This window comes from Mycobacterium sp. NGS15, assembly GCF_059813245.1.
Window position 1 is genome coordinate 223,343 of sequence record NZ_JCALEF010000002.1, and the last position, 25,139, is coordinate 248,481.

Annotated in this window: 25 protein-coding genes and 2 tRNA genes; 17 read left to right on the forward strand and 10 right to left on the reverse strand. The window is 65.1% G+C overall.

Annotated elements, in window-relative coordinates:
* The first annotated feature begins 1 nt into the window (after position 1).
* Genes AC5Y5C_RS05325 through AC5Y5C_RS05335 form a run of 3 tightly spaced genes read left to right on the forward strand, consistent with a single transcriptional unit; the run spans position 2 to position 2,090 of the window.
* Complete coding sequence (locus AC5Y5C_RS05325; protein WP_499969744.1) at positions 2–655, forward strand: ABC transporter permease; 654 nt, start codon at positions 2–4, stop codon at positions 653–655.
* A complete protein-coding gene (locus AC5Y5C_RS05330; protein ID WP_499969747.1) occupies positions 652–1,503 on the forward strand; it encodes an ABC transporter permease in 852 nt (283 codons plus the stop codon). Before AC5Y5C_RS05325 ends, AC5Y5C_RS05330 begins: the two co-directional genes overlap by 4 nt.
* Before the next feature lie 38 nt (positions 1,504–1,541).
* The gene (locus AC5Y5C_RS05335) at positions 1,542–2,090 is read left to right on the forward strand and encodes a putative glycolipid-binding domain-containing protein (RefSeq protein WP_499970594.1); all 549 of its coding nucleotides are present in this window, start codon (positions 1,542–1,544) and stop codon (positions 2,088–2,090) included.
* Here AC5Y5C_RS05335 and AC5Y5C_RS05340 read toward each other — a convergent pair.
* A complete protein-coding gene (locus AC5Y5C_RS05340; RefSeq protein ID WP_499970596.1) occupies positions 2,087–3,046 on the reverse strand; it encodes a prephenate dehydrogenase in 960 nt (319 codons plus the stop codon). The two genes, AC5Y5C_RS05335 and AC5Y5C_RS05340, sit on opposite strands and share 4 nt — an antisense overlap.
* Before the next feature lie 135 nt (positions 3,047–3,181).
* Between AC5Y5C_RS05340 and AC5Y5C_RS05345 the strand changes: the two genes are divergently transcribed.
* Together AC5Y5C_RS05345 and AC5Y5C_RS05350 are read left to right on the forward strand one after the other, a co-directional pair.
* Positions 3,182–3,712, forward strand: a complete 531-nt coding sequence (locus AC5Y5C_RS05345) for a tRNA adenosine deaminase-associated protein (RefSeq protein WP_499969750.1) — start codon at positions 3,182–3,184, stop codon at positions 3,710–3,712.
* Positions 3,709–4,167: a nucleoside deaminase gene (locus AC5Y5C_RS05350; RefSeq protein WP_499969751.1), complete on the forward strand. Its 459-nt coding sequence runs from the start codon at positions 3,709–3,711 to the stop codon at positions 4,165–4,167. The genes AC5Y5C_RS05345 and AC5Y5C_RS05350 overlap by 4 nt, the downstream gene beginning before the upstream one ends.
* A 62-nt stretch (positions 4,168–4,229) precedes the next feature.
* On the opposite strand, the gene AC5Y5C_RS05355 is transcribed toward AC5Y5C_RS05350, so the two are convergent.
* Complete coding sequence (locus tag AC5Y5C_RS05355; protein WP_499969753.1) at positions 4,230–4,574, reverse strand: Mtp family mycobacterial-type pilin; 345 nt, start codon at positions 4,572–4,574, stop codon at positions 4,230–4,232.
* Positions 4,575–4,764: 190 nt separating this feature from the next.
* On the reverse strand, positions 4,765–5,076 hold the full coding sequence (locus AC5Y5C_RS05360) for an Mtp family mycobacterial-type pilin (RefSeq protein WP_499969755.1): 312 nt from the start codon (positions 5,074–5,076) through the stop codon (positions 4,765–4,767).
* Between the two features lie 330 nt (positions 5,077–5,406).
* Here AC5Y5C_RS05360 and AC5Y5C_RS05365 point away from each other — a divergent pair.
* Positions 5,407–5,497: transfer RNA gene (locus AC5Y5C_RS05365), tRNA-Ser, on the forward strand.
* Between the two features lie 93 nt (positions 5,498–5,590).
* On the opposite strand, the gene AC5Y5C_RS05370 is transcribed toward AC5Y5C_RS05365, so the two are convergent.
* Positions 5,591–6,142 carry a DUF4334 domain-containing protein gene (locus tag AC5Y5C_RS05370; protein WP_499969758.1) on the reverse strand — a complete coding sequence of 184 codons (552 nt, stop codon included), beginning with the start codon at positions 6,140–6,142 and terminating at the stop codon, positions 5,591–5,593.
* Positions 6,143–6,228: 86 nt separating this feature from the next.
* Here AC5Y5C_RS05370 and tgt point away from each other — a divergent pair, with 86 nt between their 5' ends.
* Together tgt and AC5Y5C_RS05380 are read left to right on the forward strand one after the other, a co-directional pair.
* Entirely contained in the window at positions 6,229–7,464 is a 1,236-nt protein-coding gene (gene tgt, locus AC5Y5C_RS05375; protein WP_499969760.1) for a tRNA guanosine(34) transglycosylase Tgt, read from the forward strand.
* Positions 7,465–7,509: 45 nt separating this feature from the next.
* A complete protein-coding gene (locus tag AC5Y5C_RS05380; protein WP_499969762.1) occupies positions 7,510–8,739 on the forward strand; it encodes a cytochrome P450 in 1,230 nt (409 codons plus the stop codon).
* On the opposite strand, the gene AC5Y5C_RS05385 is transcribed toward AC5Y5C_RS05380, so the two are convergent.
* The 3 genes from AC5Y5C_RS05385 to AC5Y5C_RS05395 are packed head-to-tail and all read right to left on the reverse strand — an operon-like array spanning position 8,736 to position 12,193.
* A complete protein-coding gene (locus AC5Y5C_RS05385; protein WP_499969764.1) occupies positions 8,736–10,181 on the reverse strand; it encodes an ABC transporter substrate-binding protein/permease in 1,446 nt (481 codons plus the stop codon). The two genes, AC5Y5C_RS05380 and AC5Y5C_RS05385, sit on opposite strands and share 4 nt — an antisense overlap.
* Before the next feature lie 45 nt (positions 10,182–10,226).
* Positions 10,227–11,102: a tRNA glutamyl-Q(34) synthetase GluQRS gene (gluQRS, locus tag AC5Y5C_RS05390; RefSeq protein WP_499969766.1), complete on the reverse strand. Its 876-nt coding sequence runs from the start codon at positions 11,100–11,102 to the stop codon at positions 10,227–10,229.
* A complete protein-coding gene (locus tag AC5Y5C_RS05395) occupies positions 11,099–12,193 on the reverse strand; it encodes an ATP-dependent DNA ligase (protein ID WP_499969768.1) in 1,095 nt (364 codons plus the stop codon). The genes gluQRS and AC5Y5C_RS05395 overlap by 4 nt, the downstream gene beginning before the upstream one ends.
* An 18-nt stretch (positions 12,194–12,211) precedes the next feature.
* Here AC5Y5C_RS05395 and ligD point away from each other — a divergent pair, with 18 nt between their 5' ends.
* From ligD to AC5Y5C_RS05410, 3 genes are read left to right on the forward strand one after another with little or no spacing between them, the layout of a single operon-like run.
* On the forward strand, positions 12,212–13,240 hold the full coding sequence (gene ligD, locus AC5Y5C_RS05400; protein WP_499969770.1) for a non-homologous end-joining DNA ligase: 1,029 nt from the start codon (positions 12,212–12,214) through the stop codon (positions 13,238–13,240).
* A complete protein-coding gene (locus AC5Y5C_RS05405) occupies positions 13,240–14,499 on the forward strand; it encodes a glycosyltransferase 87 family protein (RefSeq protein ID WP_499969772.1) in 1,260 nt (419 codons plus the stop codon). The genes ligD and AC5Y5C_RS05405 overlap by 1 nt, the downstream gene beginning before the upstream one ends.
* Positions 14,496–15,002 (forward strand): hypothetical protein, encoded by a 507-nt coding sequence (locus tag AC5Y5C_RS05410; RefSeq protein WP_499969774.1) that lies wholly within the window; start codon positions 14,496–14,498, stop codon positions 15,000–15,002. The genes AC5Y5C_RS05405 and AC5Y5C_RS05410 overlap by 4 nt, the downstream gene beginning before the upstream one ends.
* On the opposite strand, the gene lucA is transcribed toward AC5Y5C_RS05410, so the two are convergent.
* The 3 genes from lucA to AC5Y5C_RS05425 form a co-directional block, all read right to left on the reverse strand.
* Positions 14,999–15,670 carry a lipid uptake coordinator LucA gene (gene lucA, locus AC5Y5C_RS05415; RefSeq protein ID WP_499969779.1) on the reverse strand — a complete coding sequence of 224 codons (672 nt, stop codon included), beginning with the start codon at positions 15,668–15,670 and terminating at the stop codon, positions 14,999–15,001. The genes AC5Y5C_RS05410 and lucA overlap by 4 nt on opposite strands.
* 25 nt (positions 15,671–15,695) lie before the next feature.
* Positions 15,696–15,784, reverse strand: a tRNA-Ser gene (locus AC5Y5C_RS05420).
* A 5-nt stretch (positions 15,785–15,789) separates the two neighbouring features.
* On the reverse strand, positions 15,790–16,968 hold the full coding sequence (locus AC5Y5C_RS05425) for an MFS transporter (protein ID WP_499969783.1): 1,179 nt from the start codon (positions 16,966–16,968) through the stop codon (positions 15,790–15,792).
* Between the two features lie 213 nt (positions 16,969–17,181).
* On the opposite strand from AC5Y5C_RS05425, the gene AC5Y5C_RS05430 reads away from it, so the two are divergent.
* From AC5Y5C_RS05430 to AC5Y5C_RS05455, 6 genes are all read left to right on the forward strand, one after another.
* On the forward strand, positions 17,182–18,156 hold the full coding sequence (locus AC5Y5C_RS05430; protein WP_499969785.1) for an NADPH:quinone reductase: 975 nt from the start codon (positions 17,182–17,184) through the stop codon (positions 18,154–18,156).
* Positions 18,157–18,280: 124 nt separating this feature from the next.
* The gene (locus AC5Y5C_RS05435) at positions 18,281–18,829 is read left to right on the forward strand and encodes an SRPBCC family protein (RefSeq protein WP_499969788.1); all 549 of its coding nucleotides are present in this window, start codon (positions 18,281–18,283) and stop codon (positions 18,827–18,829) included.
* Entirely contained in the window at positions 18,826–20,391 is a 1,566-nt protein-coding gene (locus AC5Y5C_RS05440) for an AMP-binding protein (RefSeq protein WP_499969792.1), read from the forward strand. Before AC5Y5C_RS05435 ends, AC5Y5C_RS05440 begins: the two co-directional genes overlap by 4 nt.
* Complete coding sequence (locus AC5Y5C_RS05445) at positions 20,391–21,596, forward strand: FAD-dependent monooxygenase (RefSeq protein WP_499969794.1); 1,206 nt, start codon at positions 20,391–20,393, stop codon at positions 21,594–21,596. Before AC5Y5C_RS05440 ends, AC5Y5C_RS05445 begins: the two co-directional genes overlap by 1 nt.
* Positions 21,597–23,537: an FAD/NAD(P)-binding protein gene (locus AC5Y5C_RS05450; RefSeq protein ID WP_499969797.1), complete on the forward strand. Its 1,941-nt coding sequence runs from the start codon at positions 21,597–21,599 to the stop codon at positions 23,535–23,537.
* Positions 23,534–24,916, forward strand: a complete 1,383-nt coding sequence (locus tag AC5Y5C_RS05455) for a lyase family protein (protein ID WP_499969799.1) — start codon at positions 23,534–23,536, stop codon at positions 24,914–24,916. The genes AC5Y5C_RS05450 and AC5Y5C_RS05455 overlap by 4 nt, the downstream gene beginning before the upstream one ends.
* Positions 24,917–25,139 lie beyond the last annotated feature (223 nt).

The window sequence follows — 25,139 nt, forward strand, 5'->3', positions numbered from 1 at the left end:
GATGCGATATCTCTTCACCCATCTCGCGGACGCTTGGCAGCTCTCGCTGATCCACATGCGGCTGTCGCTGGTCCCCATCCTCATCGGGTTGGTCATCGCAATTCCTTGTGGCGCGCTGATTCACCGGCACCGGACCGCGCGGCGGGTCACCACGCTGATCGCCAGCATCGTGTTCACCATCCCGTCGCTGGCGTTGTTCGTGGCGTTACCCCTCATCATTCCCACCCGGATACTCGATGAGGCGAATGTGATGGTCGCGCTGACGCTGTACACCACGGCGTTGCTGATCCGTGCCGTACCGGAGGCCCTCGATGCCATTGCCCCACAGGTGCGTGACGCGGCCACCGCGGTGGGGTATCGCCCGTTGGGCCGCCTTGTCCGGGTCGAGCTGCCGCTGTCCATACCGGTGTTGGTGGCGGGTTTGAGAGTTGTTGCCGTTACCAATATCTCGATGGTCTCGGTGGGCTCGGTGATCGGCATCGGCGGCCTGGGAACCTGGTTCACCGAGGGCTACCAGGCCAATAAGAGCAGTCAGATCGTCGCCGGAATCGTCGCGATCTTTCTGCTGGCCGTCGTCGTCGATTCGCTCCTGGTGGTCTTGGGCCGCGCTGCGACACCGTGGGCCAGAGCGACGAAAGCTGTTGGTGCAGTGTGAACTTTCTCTCCGATGCGCTCGGCTACATATTCACCGCGTCTCATTGGACGGGCAACAGCGGGCTGGGCATGCGGATTGGCGAACACCTCCAGTACACCGTGATCGCCGTGCTGGCCGCTGTTGTCATCGCGGTGCCCATGGGTCTGCTCATCGGGCACACGGGTCGCGGCACGTTTCTGGTGGTCAGCGCGGTGAATGCGCTGCGCGCGCTGCCGACGCTGGGTGTGCTGCTGTTGGGTGTGCTGCTGTGGGGCTTGGGTCTGATTCCGCCGACCGTCGCGTTGCTGCTGCTGGGGGTGCCGCCGCTGCTGGCGGGAACCTACTCCGGCATCGCCAACGTGGACCGCACGGTGGTGGAGGCGGCGCGGGCCATGGGGATGACAGAACGTCAAGTGCTGTTCGGTGTCGAGGTGCCCAACGCATTGCCGCTCATCCTGTCGGGCCTGCGGACAGCGACCCTGCAGATCGTGGCGACCGCGACCGTCGCTGCCTACGCCAGCCTCGGCGGGCTTGGCCGGTACCTCATCGACGGCATCAAGGTCCGGCAGTTCCACCTGGCGTTGGTCGGCGCGCTCTTGGTGACCGCGCTGGCCTTGCTGCTGGACGCGATCCTCGCCTTCGCGGTATGGCTGTCGGCCCCGGGCACCGGACGGCTGCGGCCGGCTCCGCGCGAGGCTTCTTCAAGGCCTATTACGGGCCGACGATCGGCGTTTACGTGGCGATCGCGGATGACACGGGCTGGACCGCTGAACTCGATGACACGTTTGTCGCGCACAAACGGGGGTGCTGAGAGGCAGAAAGGGCTCACGGGGGCTCAAGTTGCGCGGTCGCCTACGGTAGACGGGTGAGTAACCCCAGTCAGACCGACACGGCGGCCGGACCTGCCGTGCTGACCTGGCGCGCCCATGACGCGTCGCGCATGGAATCCACCCGGGTCCAACTATCGGGCCGGCGTATCCGTGCACATGGCCGCTTTGTGGCCGGCGCGTCCGACGCGCATCCCGCTTTCAGCGCTTCATACGATTTGGTGACCGACGAGACGGGCTCCACGAATCGGTTGTCCCTGTCGACCACGGTTGCCGAAAGAGAACGTCAGCTGTCGATTGCCCGGGACGAAGAGGGCATGTGGACCGTGCAGAACCACGAGGGCGCGACACGCTCCGCCTTCGACGGAGCACTGGACGTCGACGTGGTGTTCAGCCCGTTCTTCAATGCGCTGCCGATCCGGCGGACGGGCCTTTACCAGCAGGAAGGTAGCGCGGTGCTGCCCGTTGTCTACGTGACCCTTCCGGATTTGGCCGTTAGCCCCGCCACCATCAGCTACCGCAATGACGGCAAGGGCATCAAGGTGGTCTCGCCGGTGGCCGACACCGTCGTCACCGTCGATGACGAGGGATTCCTGCTGGAATACCCCGGTCTGGCCATCCGGATCTAGGGCACGGTCCGCAGCACGCCGCCCTGCCGCCCGGCTTCGGCCAGCTGCTCGCGCCACTGCGGGTCGTTCCGGCTGACGCCGGTGATGTCGAATCGTTCGTGTGCCTCATACCGCTGCCGCGCGGCATGGCCGGCCTCTACCAGGAGCTCCACCGAGCTCTCGGCCTTCAGCGTGTTCCACGTCGCCGCGAGCAGCGCCATGGCCTCTTCCAGGGCCGGCAGCACACCGTGCGGATTCGACTCGCACATGGCGCGCACCAGCGACGGATCGGTGGCGGCGACCCGGGTGCCGTCCCGGAACGATCCGGCGGCCAGGGAGTACGCCAGCGGGATCCCGTCGGCGGTGACGGCCAGGGCCTCGGCCAGCAGGTGGGGCAGGTGCGAGATGGCAGCGGCGGCCGCGTCGTGCTCATCCGAGCGTGCCGGCACCACGACGGATCCGCAATCCAGGGCCAGCCGGGTTACCTGTGCGAACACCTGCGGATCGACGTCGTCGTCGACGCTGACCACCCAGGTCGCGTCGCGAAAAAGCTTGGCGTCCCCGGCGCGCCACCCCGATTCGGTGGTCCCCGCCATGGGGTGGCCGCCGACGAATCGCTCTCTCAACCCGTGCTCGGACACCTTTTCTAGGACAGCGGATTTGACGCTGGTGACGTCGGTGAGCGGGCATTCGGGGGCCAGCTCCGCGATGCGTGTGAGGAGTGCGGGCAGAGCCGGCACCGGTACCGCGAGCACGATGAGAGCACTGGCGTTACGGGCGCGCCGCAACGCCAGATCCAGATCGGCGGTGGCATCGAAACCGGCCGCCCGTGCGGCGTCTGCGCCCTCCGTGGAGCGGTTGTACCCCCAGACATGCCGCCCCGCGGCGGTGGCCGCGCGGACCACGGAGCCGCCGATGAGCCCGAGGCCGAGTACACAGATCGGCGGGCCTTGGTGGTCATTTTCGGCGGCGTTCACCACATCAGGTTGGCATAGGTCACCGAGATTGTGCGATGAGCCGCACGGCGAAGAGGCCCCAGGATCGATGAGCCGCACGGCGAAGAGCCCCAGGATTGTGGTCACAACACGGGTGGGGCATTACCGTATTGGCTTATGGACGCACAACGTGCCAAGGCCGCAGGGCCCAGCGCCGAAAGCCTGGAGGGCTTCGGCGTGGCCGTCGTTCGTGAAGAGGGTCGCTGGCGGGTGACGTCGTTGAAGGCCGGGGCGCTCACCGATTTAGCGGCGGCCGAAACCGAGCTACGCGAATTACGCAGCGCTGGTGCCGTGTTCGGCTTGCTGGATGTAGATGAGGAATTTTTCATCATCATCCGTCCGGCACCCTCGGGAACGCATCTGCTGATTTCCGATGCCACGGCGGCCATCGACTACGACATCGCTGCCGAGGTGCTCGACAGGCTTAATATTCCTGTCCCGGAGCTCGATTCCGATGAGCTTGACGAGGTCGATCCGTGGGAGGAAGGCGATCTGGGCCTGCTCTCCGATATCGGACTGCCCGAGCCGGTGCTCAGTGTGATCCTCAGCGAGACCGATCTCTACCCGGATGAGCAGCTCGGAATGATCGCGGCACGTATGGGCTTCGCCGACGAGTTCGGTGCGGTGCTCGACAAGCTGGATCGGTGACGTTTCCGGACGATGAGGCGCTGATTCGCGCGGCGCTGGTCGCAGCCGGCGAGGCGGGTGCCGACGATGTGCCGATCGGTGCGGTGATCTATGCCGCAGACGGAAAAGAGCTGGCGCGCGCCGCCAATGCCCGTGAACGCCTGGGTGATCCGACGGCACATGCCGAGGTTCTCGCGTTGCGAGAGGCCGCCGCGAAGCATGGCGATGGTTGGCGGCTCGAAGGGGCGACGCTGGCGGTGACCGTCGAGCCGTGCACCATGTGTGCCGGGGCGTTGGTGCTTGCGCGGGTCGGCCGGGTGGTGTTCGGTGCTTGGGAGCCCAAGACCGGTGCTGTGGGATCGCTCTGGGATGTGGTGCGGGATCGTCGGCAGGCTCATCGCCCGGAGGTTCGCGGCGGCGTGCTTGCCGACGAGTGCGCGGCGCTGCTCGAGAGCTTCTTCGCAGCGAAAAGGTAGGTGGCCCGCCCGGCGCTGATGAGGGGTCAGGGTCGCGCGCCGGACGGGCCGATTCGGGAGGTTTAGCGGCGCCAGTCGTTACCGGGCCCGCGGTCTGGGCCGCGATCGGGTCCACGGTCAGGCCCACGATCGGGTCCGCGGTTGTCACCCGGGCCGGGGCCGTTGTTGCGCCAGCGGCCGTCGTCGCCGCGCCAGTCGCCGGGGCGATCGCGGTCGAGGATTCCGTCGGCGTGGCACTCGCCCCAATTCATATTGAAGCCCCAGATCGGATTCCAGAACTCGCCCGGACACCAGTGGTACGTGGGCGCCGGAAGCTCTGGCGCCGGGGCGGCATTTGCAGTGGCGGCGAGGCCGAGCCCGCCTGCGGCAATGGCTGCGGAAGCGGCAAGTCCAACGAGAATTTTCATAAAGTAAGCAAAGCATTCTTTGCTGGTAATCGACGTGCGTTATGCGTATGGTGAACTGTAAATCTGCTGTCAATCAAGATACTTCGCACGCATCTGGTTGGCCACTCATTGCATTTTGGCGACGCATGGCAAACAATCCTGCCCGCTGGAACGAGTCCGGCGGGCGGGGTTGCTTCTCGATGGCGTTGGGCTAGGGCCTCCAGTCGCGATCGTGGCCATGCCCCCAGTCGCCGCGGTCATGGTCATGGTCGTGCCAGTCACCGCGATCGCCACGATCGCCGCGCCAGTCGCGGTCGTGCCAGTCTCCGTCGCGGTCGCGATGCCAGTCGTCATGGCATTCGCCGAATTCCCAGTTGAATCCCCAGATGGGATTCCAGAATTCGCCCGGGCACCAGTGGTAGTTGGGGGCTGGGAGCGCCGGCGCCGCATCGGCCGGAGCCGCGAGGCCGAGCGTGCCCGCGGCGATGGCCGCGGATGCCGCGATTCCTACGAGAAATTTCATGGGTCAGGGCCTTTCGTGATGGTGTCGATCTGCTCGCGCCGGTCTCGCTGCTGGCCCAGACGGCGTCCGCCCGCCCCGAGAGACGGATGTCGCGATGCCAACGAGAACCTGCACAAGCAAGATGGAAGGCCACTTTCCTTGGAGCCACGCCGCTGATTTCGTACAGCACGCTGGGAGTTTCCTGCCAGCCATGCGACTTCACGCATATGGATGGCTCGTTGCTAACGCCGCCGGGTGATAACGCGATATAGCGCTTTCGCCTGCGGCGGCAGCCGGGGGAGCGGTCAACCGATTGGGGGATCGGGCCGGCCTGCCTGTAGTCTCTTCGGCGGTGGCGTGTCCGAGCGGCCTAAGGAGCACGCCTCGAAAGCGTGTGACGGGTAACCCCCGTCCGAGGGTTCAAATCCCTCCGCCACCGCCATTACCCTCTGACTGCTAGCGCAGTTCAGGGGGTATTTTTATGCCGGCTCTTGCAGCGACCCACCACTGCGGCGGCGATGGTGAGCGACAGCCTTCAGTCTCGGCGCAAGGTGAAGAAGTACGGCTGGTCCATGTCCCGCAGGTCCATGATGCCCAGCAGCGTCGCGTCATCGACCTTGCGGAAGTGGTCGATGATCGCCTTGTGGTCGTAGACCATGGCGGCGCTGACCGCGCCGCGGAACTCGATATTGCGCAGCCGTGCGCGGTGTTTGTTGGTCCTGATCAGCGGTTTGAGAGCGGACAAGGCGGTCGGAGACGTCCGCTTGACCATCGGGGACTCGGTCAGGCCGCTGATCCGGCCCGCAAGCCCCATCGGTGCCAGCATCGGATCGACCGCGAAGATATCGCCGCCCCCGTCGCTGAACAGCAGCGGATGCACATGATCCACATCGTCGAACTGCTTGCCGTACCAGCCGGACACAGTCAGGATGCCGTCCATCGAATGCCCGGTGGGCACCTCGCCGCCATGCCAGCGCTGGCCGACCAGTTCCTCTGATCGCACGGGCGCCAAATTGTCGAAGAAAGCCAGGGCTTCTTGGGTGGTGGTGCCATGCTCCAGCGCGAGAAGATCCGACGTCGTTGTCATGACCCTCAGCCTACGACTGCGATGAACCGCTTGCGTGACGAGCCGAGGGCCGGCGGTCCGGCGTGCCCAGGGCAAAATAACCTCCGATGACTGATCAGTACTTCTCCATTGACGCCACCCTGCCCGGAACCGCGGGCCGGGCAGGGGTGATCCATACTCCACACGGCGACATCCGGACCCCGGCCTTCATTGCCGTCGGAACCAAGGCCACCGTCAAGGCGGTGCTGCCGGAAACCATGGCCGCGCTCGGAGCTCAGGCCGTGCTCGCCAACGCCTACCACTTGTACCTACAGCCGGGCCCCGACATCGTGGACGAGGCCGGAGGGCTCGGGACGTTCATGAACTGGTCCGGTCCAACGTTCACCGACAGCGGCGGGTTTCAGGTGCTTTCCCTGGGCTCGGGGGCGCGCAAAGTCATGGCCATGGACCTCGACCGTGCGCGCTCCGACGACGTCATGGGTTCCTTCGGAGGCGGCAAGAAGAAGGACAAGCTCGCGCACGTCGACGACGACGGTGTCACCTTCACCTCCCACCTGGACGGGTCCACGCACCGGTTCACCCCCGAGGTGTCCATGCAGATCCAGCATCAGCTGGGCGCTGACATCATCTTTGCCTTCGATGAGCTCACCACATTGATCAATACCCGTGAATACCAAGAGGATTCGGTGCAGCGCACCCACGAGTGGGCGCAGCGGTGCCTGGATGAACACGAGAAGCTCACGCGTGAGCGTGCCGACAAGCCCTACCAGGCGTTGTTCGGTGTGGTGCAGGGCGCACAGTACGAGGACCTACGTCGGCAGGCCGTGCGTGGATTGGAATCCCTTGCCAGCGAAGAAGGCCGAGGTTTCGACGGCTATGGGATCGGTGGCGCGCTGGAGAAGCAGAACCTGGGCACCATCGTGGGCTGGGTGACATCCGAACTGCCCGAGCACAAACCACGTCACCTACTCGGGATCAGCGAGCCCGACGATCTCTTCGCCGCAGTGGCCGCGGGGGCCGACACCTTCGACTGCGTGTCCCCCTCGCGGGTCGCGCGCAATGCCGCCGTCTACACGCGCGAGGGCCGGGTGAACATCACCGGTGCCAGGTACCGCCGTGACTTCACTCCGATTGATGCCGCCTGCGACTGTTACACCTGCACGCATTACACGCGGGCCTACATGCACCACCTGTTCAAGGCCAAGGAGATGCTTGCGTCCACCTTGGCCACCATCCACAACGAGCGATTCACCATCGGGCTGGTGGACCGCATCCGCGCCAGCATCGTGGACGGCTGCTTCGACGAGCTGCGTGAAGACACCCTGGGTCGCTACTACCGCTGAGCACTCATTCAGGCAGATCTCAGTATCCCGGCGCACACTGGACACATGCCTACTACGACCGACCCGGGCACGCTCTTGCTTCAGGTGCTCGATCCGGCCAATCGTGCCAATCCTTATCCGGTCTACAGCCAGCTGGTCGAGCAGACGCAGCCTGGCCCGGTGCACCCGCCCGGTATGGCGGTGAGCGTGCTGGCGACCTTCGCGGACTGCAACGCTGTGTTGCGCCACCCGCAGGCGTCCTCGGATCGGCGCAAGTCGAAGATCGTCCAGCGACAGCTGGCGCAGAATCCCAACCTGATCGCCAGGCCCTCGTTCTTGGGGCTGGACGCGCCCGATCACACCCGGCTGCGCAAGTTGGCTTCAAAGGCCTTTGCGCCCAAGGTGATCAATGCGATGGCCGAAGATATCCAGGCCCTCGTGGACCGGCTTCTGGACGACATTGCTCAGCGCGGCACCTTCAACCTGGTCACAGATTTCGCCTATCCGTTGCCTGTCGCGGTGATCTGCCGAATGCTGGGGGTGCCGATCCAAGACGAGCCCGAATTCGGCAGGGCCTCCGCGCTGCTCGCTCAAGGGTTGGACCCGGTTTTCGCGTTGACCGGTCAGGCGCCTGCCAACATGGACCAACGATTCCAGGCCGCCCATTGGATGTGGGACTACTTCGCCGATCTCATCGCGGCCCGCCGGCGCCATCTCGGCGACGATCTGCTGTCGGCGCTGATCCAGGTGAAGGAGGCTGGCGATCAGCTCACGGAGGAAGAAATCATCTCCACGTGCACGCTGCTGCTCATTGCCGGACATGAGACCACCGTCAACCTGATCGCCAACGCGTCGTTGGCGATGCTGCGCGATCCCAAGCAGTGGAAACTGTTGGGGCAGAACGCTGAGCGTGCGCCGCGGGTCATCGAGGAGACGCTGCGCTACGACCCGCCGGTCCACATGGTGGCGCGGGTCGCCGACGGCGACATGGATGTTCGAGACTCCACGTTCCCCAGCGGGGAGTGGGTGCTGCTGATGATTGCTGCCGCGCAACGCGATCCGGAGATCGGCCCCGATCTGGACGTCTTCGACCCCGATCGCGCTGAGATCAAACACCTGGCCTTCGGGCACGGACCCCATTTCTGTCTGGGTGCTCCGTTGGCCCGGTTGGAGGCCAAGCTGGCGTTGAGCTCGATCACGGCGCGTTTCCCCGACGCGCGGCTGACCGGTGAGCCCAGCTACAAGCCCAATGTCACGCTGCGCGGTCTCGCCGATCTTCCGGTGAGTATCGCCTAGCGCGCAACAGACTTGGCCAGGCGTTCCTCCAGCCTGTCCTGCACCACCGACATCGCCATGCAGACGATCCAGTAGTAGACGCCGGCGGTGACGTAGAGCGTGAAGAACTGAAAGGTCGGCGCGGCGGCAATCTGTGCCGTGCGCATCACGTCGGTCACCAGAATCGCCGATGCCAGTGAGGTGTCCTTCACCAGAGAGATCAATGTATTGGACAACGGGGGCACCGCGACACGATTGGCCTGCGGGATGACGATGCGCCACAAGGTGGTGCGGTAACTCATGCCCAGGCTTGAGGCGGCTTCCCACTGCCCTCGGGGGATGCTCAGGATGGACGACCGGATGATTTCGGCGGCGTAGCCGCCGACATTGAGACTGAACGCGATGACCGCAGCGGGAAATGGGCTGATCCTCAGTCCGAATTCGGGCAGCGCGAAGAAGATCAGAAACAGCTGAAGCAGCAGCGGGGTGCCACGAATGATCGAGATGTAGATCCGGGCCAGGCCGGAGAGGGCGCGACGACCGGACATACGGGCCAGCGCCACCCCGAGGGCGATGACTAGCCCGATCGCGAAGCTGATGGCTGTCAGCGGAAGAGTGACCGTGAGCATGGCACGCGCCATCGGCCAGAGGTTGTCCAGAATCAGCTGGGTGTCGGACCTTCCTACGCCAGAATTCCCCTGGCCCGCTTGCGATTTCCGGGTGCCGCTGGCATCGGCCTTGAGGTACTTCTCGGAGATGCGGGTCAACGTGCCGTCGGCCGATAGCTGATCCAACGCCTTGTCCAACTCGGGCAGCAGGCCGCTGTTCTTCCGGGCCGCGAACCCCTGCTCGCTGCGCGCACCTGTGGTCCCCGCGATTTTCACGGCGGGGTCTCCGGTACTGGCCAGGTAGGCATAGACGGCGATGCTGTCGTTGACGACGACATCGACCCTGCCCTGGCTCAACAGCGTGATGGATTGCGTGAAGCCCTCGACGGTCTCCACGCGGGCGCCGGCATCGCGGGCGATCTGCGACCAGTTGCTTGTCGCATTCTCGGCGGCCACCTTGCCGCGGATATCCGCCAGAGTGTGAATGGTGTTGTCGTCGGCCCGGGCGACGATCACGCCCTCACCCACCGCGTACGGCTTGGACAGGTCGTATTTGGCCTGACGCTCCGCGGTGATCGTCACCTGATTGGCGACGACGTCGAATCGGTCGGCGTCCAATCCGGCGAAGATCGCGTCCCAGGGGATCTCGACGAACTCCACCGGGCGGCCCAATTTCTCGCCGACAGCGCGAGCTACCTCCACGTCGTAACCGGCCAGCTCACCGGTGCGCTCGTCATGGAAACTGAACGGAGCGTAGACCCCCTCGGTGCCAATCCGCAGCGACTCCTGTGTCTGGCCTCCACAACCGGCTACTGCCAACAGTGCCAGAAGTGCGAGCGCGACGGCACGAAACACCGCGGGAGGCTAACACGATTCCCGTGCCAACCAGTCCGCTTCGGATCAGCCCGGGTATATCCATGGGTTGCGCGGGATGCGTCCCGCGTCGAACTGGCCCAGCAGGTCCGCGGCGTTCGCGGCCGCGTATCCGAGCGATTCGCATATCAAGTCGAACGCCCGCTGGGCACCCAGATCGGCGATGGTCACCGCACCATCGCGTTTGGCCAGTCGTGCGCCCGCCGTATTGAGAACCAGCGGGACATGGGCGTACGTGGGCACCGGGTAACCCAGCAGCGCGCCCAGGTAGGCCTGTCTGGGCGCGGAGGCCAGCAGATCGTCGCCGCGTACCACCTGGTCGACGCCCTGTGCGTGATCGTCGACCACGACCGCGACGTTGTAGGCCGTCACACCGTCACCGCGGCGGACCACGAAGTCGTCGACCAGGCCGGTGTATTCACCGTGCAGGGTGTCACGCACGGTGAAGGGGGAGTTCTCGGTACGCAGCCGCAAGGCGGGTGGGCGGGCGTCGCGGCCCACCCGGCGCTGTGCGCGTTCGGATTCGGACAAGTCTCGGCAGGTGCCCGGATACGCGCCGGGCGGGGCATGCGGCGCCGTCGGCGCTTGGGCGATGTCTTTTCTGCTGCAATAACATTCGTACAGCAGGCCGCGAGATTTCAATGCGTCGAGCACCTCGCTGTAGGCGCTGGTCCGGTCGGTCTGCCACACCACGGGTTCGTCCCACTCCAGGCCGATCGCGGCGAGGTCGGCCAGCTGTCGTTCCGCCACGGCGGTGCTGGTGCGGGTGTCCAGGTCTTCCACCCGCATGAGGAACCGCCGCCCAGTCGATCGCGCCAGCAGCCATGCCAACAACGCGGTGCGCAGATTGCCTATATGCAGGTCACCCGATGGGCTCGGCGCGAATCGTCCGGCACCCGTCACACCAGGCCCGGAACAATCTCGTTGAGACTGAACGCGATTGGCCGCTCGAGCTGGTCGTAGGTGCACGAACGCGGATCGCGATCCGGGCGCCAGCGGTTGAACTGTGCGGTGTGGCGAAACCGCGCGCCTTCCATGTGGTCATAGCGGACCTCTACGACCCGCTCGGGACGCAGCGCCACAAACGACAGGTCCTTGCCGGCGTTCCAGCGAGAGCCCGCGTTTTTCTGTGGCGTGCGTTCACCGGCCGTGTGAGCCGCCCAGTTCCAGGGGTGATCATCGAGGGAGGTGACAAGCGGCTGCAGCTCGTGGAAGAGCCGCTTGCGTTCGGCCATCGGGAACGCGCCGATCACGCCGACCGAAGCCAACGCGCCGTCGTCCTGATACAGGCCAAGAAGCAGCGACCCAATGGCGTCCTCGCTCGACTTGTGCACCCGATAGCCGGCCACCACGCAATCGGCGGTCCGCTCGGGTTTGATCTTGAACATCACCCGCTTGTCGGGCTGGTAGGCGATGGCCAGCGGTTTCGCGATGAGACCGTCGGTGCCGGCCCCCTCGAACTCCTCGAACCAGCGCTGCGCGAGCTTCTGGTCAGTGGTAGCGGGGGTGAGATGAATAGAGGTCCCGGTCTTGGAGCCGGGGGGCCGGCGACCTTCTGCTGCGGCGAGGGCCTCCGTCAGCGCGGAACGGCGCTCGCTGAAAGGTCGCCCCGTGTAGTCCTCGTCGCCGAGCGCGAGCAGGTCGAATGCGATGAACGAGGCGGGTGTCTGCTCGGCCAGCAGCTGCACGCGTGAATCCGCCGGGTGAATCCGCTGTTGCAACGCCTCGAAATCCAGCCCCGACGCGGTAGCGATCACGATCTCGCCGTCGATCACGCACCGCTGGGGCAACTCAGCCAGAACGGCCGTAACCAGCTCGGGGAAGTATCGGGTCAGCGGTTTTTCGTTGCGGCTGCCCAACTCCACGTCGTTGCCGTCCCGAAAGACGATCGACCTGAACCCATCCCACTTGGGCTCGTAGGACGCGCCGTCGGGGATTTTCGCGACAGGTTTCGCAAGCATTGGAGCGATTGGCGGCATGACGGGCAAGTCCATTCCCATATGATGACGGTAATGCCCACGCCCGCCGAGGAACTGGATGTCGACGGTATCGCCGTGCGGCTGAGCAACCCTGACAAGGTGTATTTCCCCCAGTTGGGCGCCGACGGCGGCACCAAGCGGCACCTCGCCGAGTACTACCGCACCGTTGCCACCGGCCCGATGATGAACGCGCTGCGCGACCGCCCCACGCACCTGCAGCGCTTCCCCGACGGCATCGACGGCGAGGAGATCTACCAAAAGCGGCTGCCCAAGCACTATCCCGATTACCTGGACAGCTGCGAGGTGGCTTTCCCCTCGGGCCGCACTGCGGAGGTCCTCCGGGTGACCAAGCCCGCCGCGATCGTATGGGCAGCGCAGATGGGTACGCTGACGCTGCATCCGTGGCAGGTGCGGTATCCCGATCTGGACCACCCCGATGAGCTGCGCATCGATTTGGACCCGCAGCCGGGGACCGGATTCGGCGAGGCCAAGTCGGTGGCGCTGGACGTGCTGCGGCCGCTACTCGACGAGCTCGGGTTCACCGCCTACCCGAAAACCTCCGGGGGCCGCGGCATTCATATCTATCTGCGCATCGAGACCCGCTGGGATTTCCTCGAGGTGCGCCGCGCCGGTATCGCGCTGGCGCGCGAGGTGGAACGCCGCGCTCCGAAGCAGGTGACTACGTCGTGGTGGAAGGAAGAACGTGGCGAACGTATCTTCATCGACTTCAACCAGAACGCGCGTGATCGCACCATGGCATCGGCCTATTCGGTGCGGCGAACCCCGATTGCCACCGTTTCCACCCCGTTGACATGGGATGAACTCGTCGACGCCGAGCCCGATGACTTCACTATCGCCACCGTGCCCGAGCTGCTAAGGAAACGCCCGGACCCCATGGCAGATATGGATGATGCGTCGCAATCGATCGAGCCGCTGCTGGAGATGGTAGAACGGGACGAGGCGAATGGACTGGGCGATATGCCCTATCCGCCGAACTACCCGAAGATGCCGGGAGAACCGAAACGCGTTCAGCCATCCAGGGATACCGATAGGAAGCAGTAGTGACGGTCCGCAGTATGTCGTGGCGGGCGGCCGGCGCGTGGCTGGCGGCCGGGGTCGTGGCGGTGCTGTTACAGCATTGGCTGATTCCGCTGAACGCCCCCAACAGTTTCGGATTGTTCAGTAACGGCGGCGATCTGATGACCTACCGGTTCGGCGGTCTGCGGGTTCTGCGCGGTGAGCCGTTGTATGCCACGGAGATTCCGGATGCGGGATGGTTCACGTATACGCCGTTCGCGGGGCTGCTTTTCGCCCCATTGGGTTTCGTTCCGCTGGCGACGGCGAAGGTTATCTGGTTCCTGGTGAATCTAGGGGCGCTTTCCGCGATCATCTGGCGATGCTGGCGGGTTCTGGGGTTCGCGGCCAATGGTCCACTGGCCGTCGCGTGTGTGGGAATGAACCTGGTGGCCTGGGATATTCAGCCTATCCATGGGACGCTATGGCAGGGGCAGGTCAATCTCGTCTTGGCCGCCCTCATCATCTGGGACCTCACCCGGCCCGAGGGTGCGCGGTGGCGCGGTTGGTCGGTGGGTGTCGCTTCGGGGGTCAAACTCACGGCGATCATCTTCGTTCCTTACCTGCTGATTTCCCGTCAGTGGCGGGCCGCGGTGACGGCGATGGTGACAGCCGTGGGCACGGTGGCGCTGGGATGGATTGTGCTGCCGTCGGATTCGTCCGACTACTGGCTGGGTGCCGTGCGAACCACCGGCCACATCGGCTCTCTGGATCATCCTGCCAATGCGTCGATCGGCGGTGCGTTGTCGAATATCTATACGCCGCAACCCATGCCAACGTGGCTGTGGGTCCTCCTCGCGGGCAGTGCCGCGATACTCGGGATGGCCGCCGCGTGGCGGGCGCACGGGGGCGGTCGGGAACTGCTGGCGGTCACCGTGGTGGGAATGGTCGGCTGCGTCGTCTCCCCGCTGGCCTGGGGGCATCACTGGGTCTGGACGGTGCCGCTGATGGTGCTGTTGGTCAACCAGCTTCTGACCGCTCGTGGTGCTCAGCGGTGGCAGTGGGCCGCCGTGACGGCCGTGGCCGCGGTGGTGGTGTCCATGTGGTGTTACCTGGCGCTCTACGTCCGCGCGATGCGAATAGACCCCGATTTTGGGTCCTACATCACCGCGTGGGACGCGGTGATCGCGCAGATGTCGCGCGCGGAAAGAGTCTTTGACTCTGCCCTCTATCCGTTGCTGTTCTTTGTGGTGGCGATCTGGATACTCGCAACCACATCGTGGCGTGCCGGTACCGTGCAGGAATGAAGCGTTGGGCGGCGACCTGTGTCATTGCGCTGCTCGCGGTGGGTGGTTGTTCGTCATGGGGCCAGTCCAATTCCACCCAGACCTCCTACACGCCGCAAAAGACCGGAGCATCGCCGATCCGCTACGACTCCGCACCGTTGGAGCAGCGTTTCCCGAAGCTACCGAAACCGGTGACCGGTGAATGGGTGCAGGGCTTCTTCGGCGATGAGCCGCTGCCCGGCCCGAACACCACGTATTGGGTCGACGCGATCATCGAAATGCCGCCGCAGCAGTTGGCCGCGTACGTAGCGCCTTTCCGCTCCAGCATGGTGCTCGCCACCAGGCCGCGTCTGTGGAAGACACTCGATGCGGGTGTGCCGTCCTCCGCGCAGTTCGAACGCAGTGACGAGTTTGACCGGATGCTGTCCACCAACGCCACGAAGGGCGGATGGGAGGTCACGGCATTCGCGCCCAAGGACGGTTCGGTGCTGGTCTTGTCCGCTCAGGGTAAGGACGTGACCTAGGACTTGCGGGTCCGACGGTTCCGTAGCCCGCGCGCCGGTGCGAGCGCCTCCTCGGTGTCTTCGGCGGCTTCGTCGGCGGTTGGCTCTGCCTCCTCAGACTCCCCGGACTCCTCGGGCTCCTCGACAGCAGTGTCATCGGCTGTCTCGGCAGTCCCGGTGGCCGGTTCCGCGACCTTGGCGACCTTGGTGGCCTTCTTCTTGGCCGGGCGGGGCTTACGTTCCTTTTCCGGGGCTTCGGCGACGAACGCCAGGTGATATGCCGCGAAGGCCAGTACGCCGATGGCCGCCGCCGCACCGTATGTCCCGAATTCCCAGATGCCGAACCGATCCAGGTTCAGCCAGATCTCGGCGATCGCCGTTCCGATGATCAGGCCGCCGGCAACGAAATGGCCGATGAAGGCTGCCGCGCGCAGCGTGAGTGCCAACTGTGGCGTTGCGGCCTCGGGCCGGCGAGTCTGTCGCCAGGAGAGCAGCGCAGGGACACCCGCGGCCGCCAGCAGCAGGCCGGCGAGGACGCGCATTCCGGTACCGAAGGAGTGGCCTGTGGCGCCGTTCAGCTCGGGCCAGCGGGGCAGCACGAAGAAGAAAAAAAGCAGTCCCGCGATCAAGGAGAGAGCGGCATGGCTGCTGGTCAGAACGATGGTCGCCGTCCGGCGTCCGGCAGCCATTGCCCTCCTTGATGCGGTCCTGCAGTGGCGGAGGATAGGGGATTTGAACCCCTGAGGGCTATTAACCCAACCCGCGTTCCAGGCGAGCGCCATAGGCCACTAGGCGAATCCTCCGTCGGTCATGGTAGCGGACTGGGCTGGGTGCCCATGTCCGCCATCCCCTTGACCGGCCCGGATGCACGTCGTGAACTGGCCACGAGGGCCGCGCCGCCGATCAGCGCGGCCACCAACACGCCAAGCAGAGGCCGGAATCCGAGGGCGTGCGCGAGATAGGGCGCGGAACTGGCGCCGAGAAAGACAGTGAAGCCGTACAAGGCGGTACCGGCACCGCGCCGGGGAGCCGCCCGATCACCGAACATGGTGACCATCGCCGTCGAGGCAATCGCGATACCGGCGACGAAGATGTTGCTGCCGACGACGATGACCGGAACCGAATCGGCCCCCAGGGCCTCGATCGCCAACCCCGTCGCTGCCAGCACGTACCCCACCAGTGCCCCGGTCTCGGTGCCGACCTTGCCCACCCAGGATCCGACGAACGGTGCCACCAGCATTCCGGGAATGCCGGCCAGCCGAATGGTCGTGACGGTGGACTCCGGCAGCCGCAGCTCATCCACCAGCTGGTTCGCCAGGCTCGTGTACATCGCGACAAACGCCAGCATCAGCACGAACACCGCGGTCAGCGGTACTGAGATATCCCGGCGAGTAAGCAGGCGGGCCTGGGCGGCGAAACCGGACATCACCCGGGCCGAGGGATCCCCTCCGCGTTCTTCGCGCATGACGAGCACCAGCAGCGCGGCATTGAGCGCGAGCCCGGCCGCACTCACCCAGAACAGCCACTGCCAACCCCATGCATCGGTGATGACGGAGGCCATCACTTGCCCGAGTACCCCGGCCATCAGATACGCGGTGGATACCGCGCCGATCGCGGTGGTCGCCGTCCGCCGCGGCAGGGTCTCCCCGAGATAACTCAGCGCGGACGGTGAGAACGCGCCGCCGGCGAACCCCTGCAGCACCCGGAGCAATCCGAACAGCGCGGGTGTTGGGGCGAAGGGCACCACGAAGGTCAGGACGGCCATCACCGATACTCCGGCGATCAGCACTCGCCGACGACCGAATCGATCGGTGATCGGGCCGAATAGCAGGAATCCCGCAGCGTAGCCGAACAGCGCCGCGGAAAGTGGCGGCGTCATGTTCTGTCCGTGGTAGGAGGCCGACACCGCGTCATGGATCGGAATCCACACGTAGAGCTGCATGGTGACCTGCAGTGCGCACAGCACGATCAGGACAACCCGCGTCATTTCTGCACTATTGGCCGGCCATGGGGCCGGCGGCAACCACCGGCGCCGTTGTCCGTCACCTTCCCGACGGTAGTGACTCACACACGCCGATTCCCATCGGGCAGCCGCGGCGTACCACTCACACCGCTGCCCGCGAGCGGGTCGTGAATTACAAGCATTAGCAACGTAATCCGTCACATTGTGGGTGCGGCGGGCATACCGCAAGATGTCCGTATGCGCGCCGCCTATATCGAGCAGCGGGGACCCGCCGAAAACATCCAGTACGGCACGCTTCCTGAGCCCGCGACGTCGCCGGGTGAAGTACTTGTCCAGGTCGACGCGGTGGCGGTCAACCCAGTGGACACCTTTGTGCGTTCGGGTTCGTACCCCACCGCGATTCCGCTGCCGTTCGTGGTGGGACGTGACCTGGTAGGGACGGTTGTTCAGGCATCCACGGGATTCCGGACCGGTGATCGGGTGTGGTGCACCAGCCTTGGCTACGACGGAAGGCAAGGCGCCACAGCAGAATTCGCCGCGGTACCGGCCGACAGGTTGTACGAACTACCGTCGGATGTGGATCCGGTGGTCGCTGTCGCGGTGGCCCATCCCGCCTCGACCGCATATCTGGCGACCGTCGAATACGGGGAACTCGGCGTGGGAGAGACTGTGCTGATCATCGGGGCCGGTGGAAACGTGGGGTCGGCCGCAGTCTCCTTAGCAGCCGGTTCCGGCGCACGGGTGATTGCCGTGGCGTCACAGGGAAGCCTGGACAGGTGCGTGCAGCTCGGCGCCCACGAGGTATACGACTACACCTCCGATTGGGTGCCGCTGGTCAGCAAGACCCACCACGGCGGCATCGACGTCTATGTGGACACTTCGGGCACCAACAACGTTGCCGCAGCGGTGGATTTGCTTGCACCACACGGACGGATCGTCCTGATATCGGGCGACGGAACCCCGGAGACCCAGCGGTCGGTACCCCTCGGTCCGTTGTATCGCAAGAGCGGGTCCATTCGCGGGTTTGTCATGTCCAGGGCGTCCACCCACCAGCTCGCCGCTGCGGCGCAGCGCACGGCCGTCCTGCTCGCCGGCGGTAGTATTGTTCCGAATTCCATTGACTTGATGCAGTTTTCAGAGACGGCTCGGGCGCATCGGCGTATCGAGACGGAAGTTATGGGCGGCACCCGTTTGGTGCTGCTTCCGGCGTGATTCCCCGCCGCAACCTGGTGTTTACTCCACATCGGCGTACCGACTTGACGGACCCGAAAACCAACTTGACGGACCTTCTGCGGATACATCGCTGCCTCCTGCCGCCGGTGCCAGCCTTTGATGCGTGAGCCTCTTCGAAATCGAAACCAGCGCCTTCTGCACCTCATCGCCCGAAGACCTGTACGCATTGGTCAGCGACCTCCCCGAAAGTGGTCGATGGAGCCCTGAATGCATTGGTGGACAATGGATATCCGGAGATCCCGGACAGGTTGGCGCGGTGTTCCGCGGCAACAACAATCGCGCCACCGATGTCGTCGCATGGGCACCGGTGGTGCGCGGGGGCTGGCAGACCGAAAGTGAGATCGTGGCCGCCGAAGCGCCGAAGCAGTTCAGCTGGTCCATCCTGAACCGTTCCGGAGAGCGACAGGAGAGTGTCTGGAGCTACTTCGTCGACGCTGCCGAGGGTGGGTCGATCCTGCGCCACCACTACCGGATGGGCAAGCCCACCGAGGGCATCACGGAAATCATGTCGCGCCTTGACGAAGAGGGTAAGGAGCGATTCGTTCGTGAATGGGGAGACAAGCTCCGTGCCGATATGCAGGCCACTGTGGACGCGATATCGCGCATCACCGAGGAAGCACATGCTACTCAGAAAGCTGGAGTACCCCAATGATTCTGCAGCGCATTGGAAACCGCGGTATCAAGCTCGGCTCACTTTTCGAACGTGCTGCGCGTAGGCACCCCTCCAACACGCTGACGCTGGACCATCGACCTTCGTTGGCCCCACAGCTGGAGGGTACGTCGACCGTCGCCCAGGTGGCTGCGGCCGTTGACGATATTGCGCGGCGGCTGCGAGCGGCCGGTGTCGCTCCCGGAGAGAAACTGGTTATTCACAAGTCCGACGGCTTTGATATCACCCTGGCGGCCTGTGCCGCGGCCCGCGTCGGCGCGGTTCCAGTTCTATTGTCCCCCAAACTAGACGGTGCGACAGTAGCGATACTGATTGGGCGGGTGGGCAACCCGACCTTGCTGACGGACACCGCCAAGCTGGAGGGTGACCTGGCTGGACAGCCGATCGCGGAGATCACCTCACGGATCCTGCTCGCCGAGGGCCAGCACCCTCAGGCCGTGACGTTGTCGGCGCTCACCCCTGCCGCGCCCGCGCCCGCCGTTGTCCCCAGCCCGCACGATCCGGCACTCATCACCCACACCTCCGGTACCACGGGGGTGCCCAAGCTTGCGGTGCACACCAACTTCACCTTCGAGGCGCGGTATCGCCCTCAAGCCGCCGTCGCCGCATTGGTGCGCCGCCGCGAACCCGTAGTCATCCACGTGTCCTTCGTACATTCGCGCCTGGTGACCGCACTGGCGATCGCGATGCTGCGCGGCTTTCCCGTGGTGGTACTCGTCGACGACGAACCTGAGCACGCCGCAGAGATCTTCCTCCGTGTGAAGCCGGGAATCCTTGAGGCCCACCCGAACACCTTCATCAACTGGGAAGTGCTGGCCGAGGATCCACGGCGCCCGCTGGCCTCGGTCAAGTACTTCAGCAGTACCTTCGATGCCATTCATCCGCGCACCGTGCGCACCCTGCTGGCGGCCACGCAACGCCGACGCCCGCTCTTCGGTCAGCTTTACGGTCAAAGTGAGGTGGGGCCGATCGTCGCGCGCGGGTTCAGCCGATTCCGGTCCGCGGACTCCGATGGGCGTTGTGTCGGCTACCCGTTTCCGGGTATGACTGACGTCCGGATCGTTTCCCGCAATGGTCAGCCGCCCTCAGAGGAGAACCCCGGTTACATCGAGGTGCGGACCGACGGTCGCATTCGTACCTACCTGGGAGAGCAAGACCGTTACGACAACCAGCTTGACGACGGCTGGTGGCGGATGGGCGATGTCGGCTACCGCACCCGGTGGGGATGCATCCACCTCCTTGACCGCGAAGTCGATCTCATCGACGGCTTCGGTAGCACACTGGCCGCCGAGGATCGCCTGTTCCTGGCGGTGGGCGAGCTGACCGAGGTGATCATCGTCGCCGGCCCGAATGGTCTCGCGCAGCCGGTCGTATGCACGAAAAACGATGTGCCGCTGAATCTGCACGCCTGGGACGCGGCGGCAGCACAGTTGCCGCCGATGGCGCCTCCGCTGCAGCTGCGTCTTGATGAGCTTCCGCAGACTGCCACCACCAAGATCAAGAGACTGGAACTGTCGGCGCGGATCGGCGCGGGGGCCTTCTGATGTCGCGGCTCATTGTGGTCGGTGGTGGTATCGGCGGACTTGCCGTCGCGTTGAGCGCCGCCTCCTCCGGTAACGAGGTCGTCGTGCTGGAGAGGGCTCGGGAGTTCGCCGAGATCGGTGCCGGTATCCAGCTTGCCCCCAACGGATTACATGCCCTCAGCCTGCTTGGCGTGGGCGACAAGATCGAGAGCATCGGAGTCCAGGTGGACTCGCTGCGGCTTTTCGACGCCACCGTCGATCGGTTGATCAACACCATGAGTCTGGGGACGGACTACCAGCACCGATTCGACAGCCCCTACCTGGTGGTGCATCGTGCCGAGCTGCATCGCATCCTGGTCGACGCCTGCGTTGCGGACAGTCGCATTGAATTACTGAGCTGCAGTGAGGTATTCGGATATCAACAGGATGCTGAGGGTGTGCGGGCGCTGCTTGTCGACGGTACCAGCGTGGACGGTGACGGTCTCATCGGTGCTGATGGCATCAACTCCTCGATCCGGCGGGTGCTGCTTGACGATGGCGAACCACGGGTGGCCGGGATCACGGTGTACCGCACCACGGTGCCTATCGACAAGGTTGACGGGACCCTGCAATCCAATTCGGTGACCTGGTGGACCGGACCCGGCTGCCATCTGGTGACTTACCCGATCGCGGGTGGATCGCTGCTGAATCTGGCGGCAAGCCGCACCGATGGCGTCACGCAGGCGTTCTCGGGTGTCTCGGTGAGTGAGGCGCGGGTGCGCAGCGAGTTGGCGCCCTTGCGGGGAACGGCCCGCAGCCTGCTTGAACTAGGGCAGGACTGGAGATCTTGGTCGCTCATGGATCGTGACCCGGTGCGGCAGTGGTCGGATCGCCGCGTCGTACTACTGGGCGATGCGGCGCATCCCATGCTGCACTACGCCGCGCAGGGCGCCAGCCAGGCGCTCGAAGACGCGGTGGTGCTCGGCGCGATCATCGGTGCCGATCCGGACCGACTCCCGGGCCGGTTCAGCAGGTATGTCGAGGCACGCCGTGACCGCACCGCCGACGTGACGCTGGCGGCCAGGGACAGCATCGGCATCTGGCATGCGGCGGGCGAGGCGGCTGTCGAGCGCAACGAGAAGCTGGGTGCCATGGGGGATTCCGATCTGCATGACGAGCTGGCATGGATGCACGGGGACACCGATTTCGGCCTGTCCGCGGTGACGTCGGCGGTAGGGGTGCGGTAGATGTCGGACCAACAGATTTGCATCGTCGGTGCGGGACCGCGTGGTCTGGCCGTGCTGGAGCGCCTGTGCGCCAACGAGCGCCACGCGCCTAGCGCCGACCGAATCGTCGTGCACGTCGTCGATCCCTACTCGCCGGGCGCCGGATCGGTCTGGCGCACAGATCAGTCCTGGCATCTGTTGATGAACACCGTTGCCTCGCAAATCACCGTGTTCACCGACGACAGTGTGGCCATCGACGGCCCCATCGAGCCGGGTCCGACGCTCTACGAGTGGGCGCAAAGCCTTGCGTTGCTGGGTGATCCATCGCGTAGCAGTGAGAAGGCGATCGCCGAGGCGCGTACGCTGCGGTCCAACTCCTACCCGACGCGCGCCCTCTACGGGCATTACCTCAGCGACAGTTTCGCGCGTGTGGTCGGGTGGGCACCCGATCACGTGACGGTCCGCGTCCATCGTTCGCGCGCGGTGGCATTGGCCGACACTCATGGCGATATTGATGGGCCACAGGGGGTTCGGCTGGAAAACGGCACCAGGTTGCATGACCTGAGCGCCGTCATCCTCGCCGTTGGGCATGTACCTGCGGGCCTGCGTCCCGGTGAGGCGCGGGCCGCTTCCCTTGCCCGCATCCATGGACTGACCTACGTCACGCCGGCCAACCCGGCCGATATCGATTTGTCGGCCATCACACCGGGTGAACCCGTCGCTGTTCGGGGATTGGGGCTGAACTTCTTCGACTACATGGCGCTGCTGACGGTGGGCCGTGGTGGAAAGTTCGAGCGAGAGCACGGCACGGAAGAGGGACGACTGGTGTACCGCCCGTCGGGGCAGGAGCCGATTCTGTATGCCAGCTCGCGACGTGGCATTCCGTACCACGCACGCGGCGAGAACCAGAAGGGTTCCTCTGGTCGCTATTTTCCGCGTCTGCTCACCGCAGAACGCATCGTCCAGCTCCGCGAGAGCCTCGGTGGTCTCCTGCAATTCCGCCGCGACCTTTGGCCGCTCATCGCGCGGGAGGTGGAATGCGTCTACTACGAAGGGCATTTGACACAACGCGGGGTGCCGGTACCAGAGTTCACCCAGCGGTACCTCAATGCCGACGAGGGCGACCTGGAGGCGATCTTGTCGGATCACGACCTGCTTGGGATTGCCTGGCAATGGGATGATCTCGACCGTCCATGGGGTGACCGCGAGTTCAGCGGCCCCGAGGACTTCACCGCATGGATCCTCGAACACCTGCGCGCCGACGTGGTGATGGCACGTGAGGGCAACGTCGACGGACCGGTGAAAGCGGCGCTGGATGTCCTGCGGGACCTACGTAACGAGATCCGGCTGGCCGTGGACCACGGCGGACTGGACGGTAAGTCGTACCGGGACGAGTTGGAGAGCTGGTACACGCCGTTGAACGCCTTCTTGTCCATTGGCCCTCCGGCCCAGCGGATCGAGGAGATCATTGCCCTGGTGGAAGCCGGGGTCATGCATCTGGTGGGGCCGCAGATGCAGGTGCGCTTCGATACGCATGACCCGGCCGTGGTCATCGAGTCGCCACTTGTGCCGGGTTCGGCCGTCAGGACCCGCAGCCTTATCGAGGCACGATTGCACGAGCCGGATCTGCGCCGCAGCAGCGATCCCTTGTTGATGTTCCTGCAGGAGACCGGTCAATGCCGCCCATATGAGATTCCCACGGATGATCACAAGGCGTACCAGACAAAGGGGCTGGCGGTCACCGAGCGCCCGTACAGGTTGATCGGTGCGGACGGGCGAGTGCATCCGCGCCGGTTCGCCTACGGAGTGCCCACCGAGTCGGTGCACTGGGTTACCGCAGCGGGAATCAGGCCGGGCGTGGATTCGGTGACGCTGGGTGACGCCGACGCGATCGCCCGCGCCGCGTTGGCCAGTGCTCCCACTCCGGTTGCGGATGTGAGTGATCACGGAGTGTTGCTGTGAGCGGTTTCCTGGAGACCGGGCTTCTCTCTCCGGTCAGCGCCGGCACGGTCGCCGAGGCTGAGCTGACCGATGCCGCGTGGCTGCAGGCGATGCTCGATGCGGAGGCCGCGCTGGCGGCCGCGCAGGCAGATATCGGAGTTCTGCCCCGGGCCGCGGCGGATGTCATCGCCAAGGCCGTGGCCGGACACGATATCGACGTCCGTGCGGTGGCATTGTCGGCGCGGGAGACCGCCAATCCCGTCGTGGGCCTGATCAAGGAACTGACCCGGGTGGCAGGCGAGATCGATCCGAGTGCCACCGATTACGTGCACCGCGGTTCGACCAGCCAAGACATCCTTGATACTGCGGCGATGATGCTGGCCCAGCGGGTGCTGGCGCTCATCGCGACGGATCTGGGTTATGTGGCCGAGGCTCTCGCGGTTCTGGCCGTCGAACACAGGGACACGGTCATGGCCGGCCGTACCCTGGCCGTGCAGGCCGTGCCGACGACCTTCGGGCTCAAGGCGTCCGGCTGGCGGGAGCTGATCCTGCAGGCGCGCGCACGCGCGCTCGCGGTGGCGGGCGCACTCCCGGTTTCACTAGGGGGCGCTGCGGGCACACTTGCCGGGTATCTCGAATACGCGGGGCCGCAGCGCGCCGATCCCGGGGCATTCGTGGAGACACTGAACACCGCCTTCGCGCGAAGGACGGGCCTGGCCGCGTCGGGATTGCCCTGGCACGCGCTGCGTACCCCGATTGCCGATATCGGCAGCACCACGGCGTTTGTGACGGGCGCTCTGGGCAAGTTCGCCATCGATGTGCTGACGTTGAGCCGTACCGAAGTCGCGGAGGTACTCGAACCGGCGCCACCGGGTCGCGGTGCCTCCTCGGCTATGCCGCACAAGCGAAACCCGGTGCTGGCCACGATGATCAGGTCGGCGGCACTGCAGGTTCCGGCGCTGAGCACCATCCTGACCAGCTCGTTGCTCAGCGAGGACGAACGATCCGCGGGTGGCTGGCACGCCGAATGGTTGGCCCTGCGCGAATGTCTGCGTCTTGCCGGCGGTGCGGCGCAGACGGCCGTAGATCTGAGCCGCGGACTGCAGGTGCATGCCCAGCGCATGTTGGACAACCTCGCGTTACTCGGCGGGCAGCCCGCGGCCGAGCGGCTTTCGGCGGCATTGTCCGCGCAATTGGGCAAGGGGCCCGCGAAGGCCCTCGTCTCTGCCGTCGTCGACGACGCGGTCGCACGTGGCGTGAGTTTGCGCGAGGCAAGTCTTGCCAGCCCGGAGATCATCGCGTGGTTGAGCGAGACCGAGATCGATGAACTGTTGGACCCCGTCACTTACATCGGAGCGGCAGGTCAGCTGGCTGAGACCGCCGCCGCGCGACACATGTGAGGAAGTCACCTGCACGAACTTTCGTTCAGGATGATTCTTTGCGAACTGTTCGCGCGCAAGAGTCTTGACGCTGCCGTACCCCACACTTACCGTTGCCACGCACACACGGCAGACGGGTAGTTGGGATTGACTGACATACAGGTTGGCGGGGCGCGCGAAGGCATTCCTCACGCAGGCCATTCAGCATTAGCCGTGCTGCGGCTGTTGGCATCCGGAACGGCGC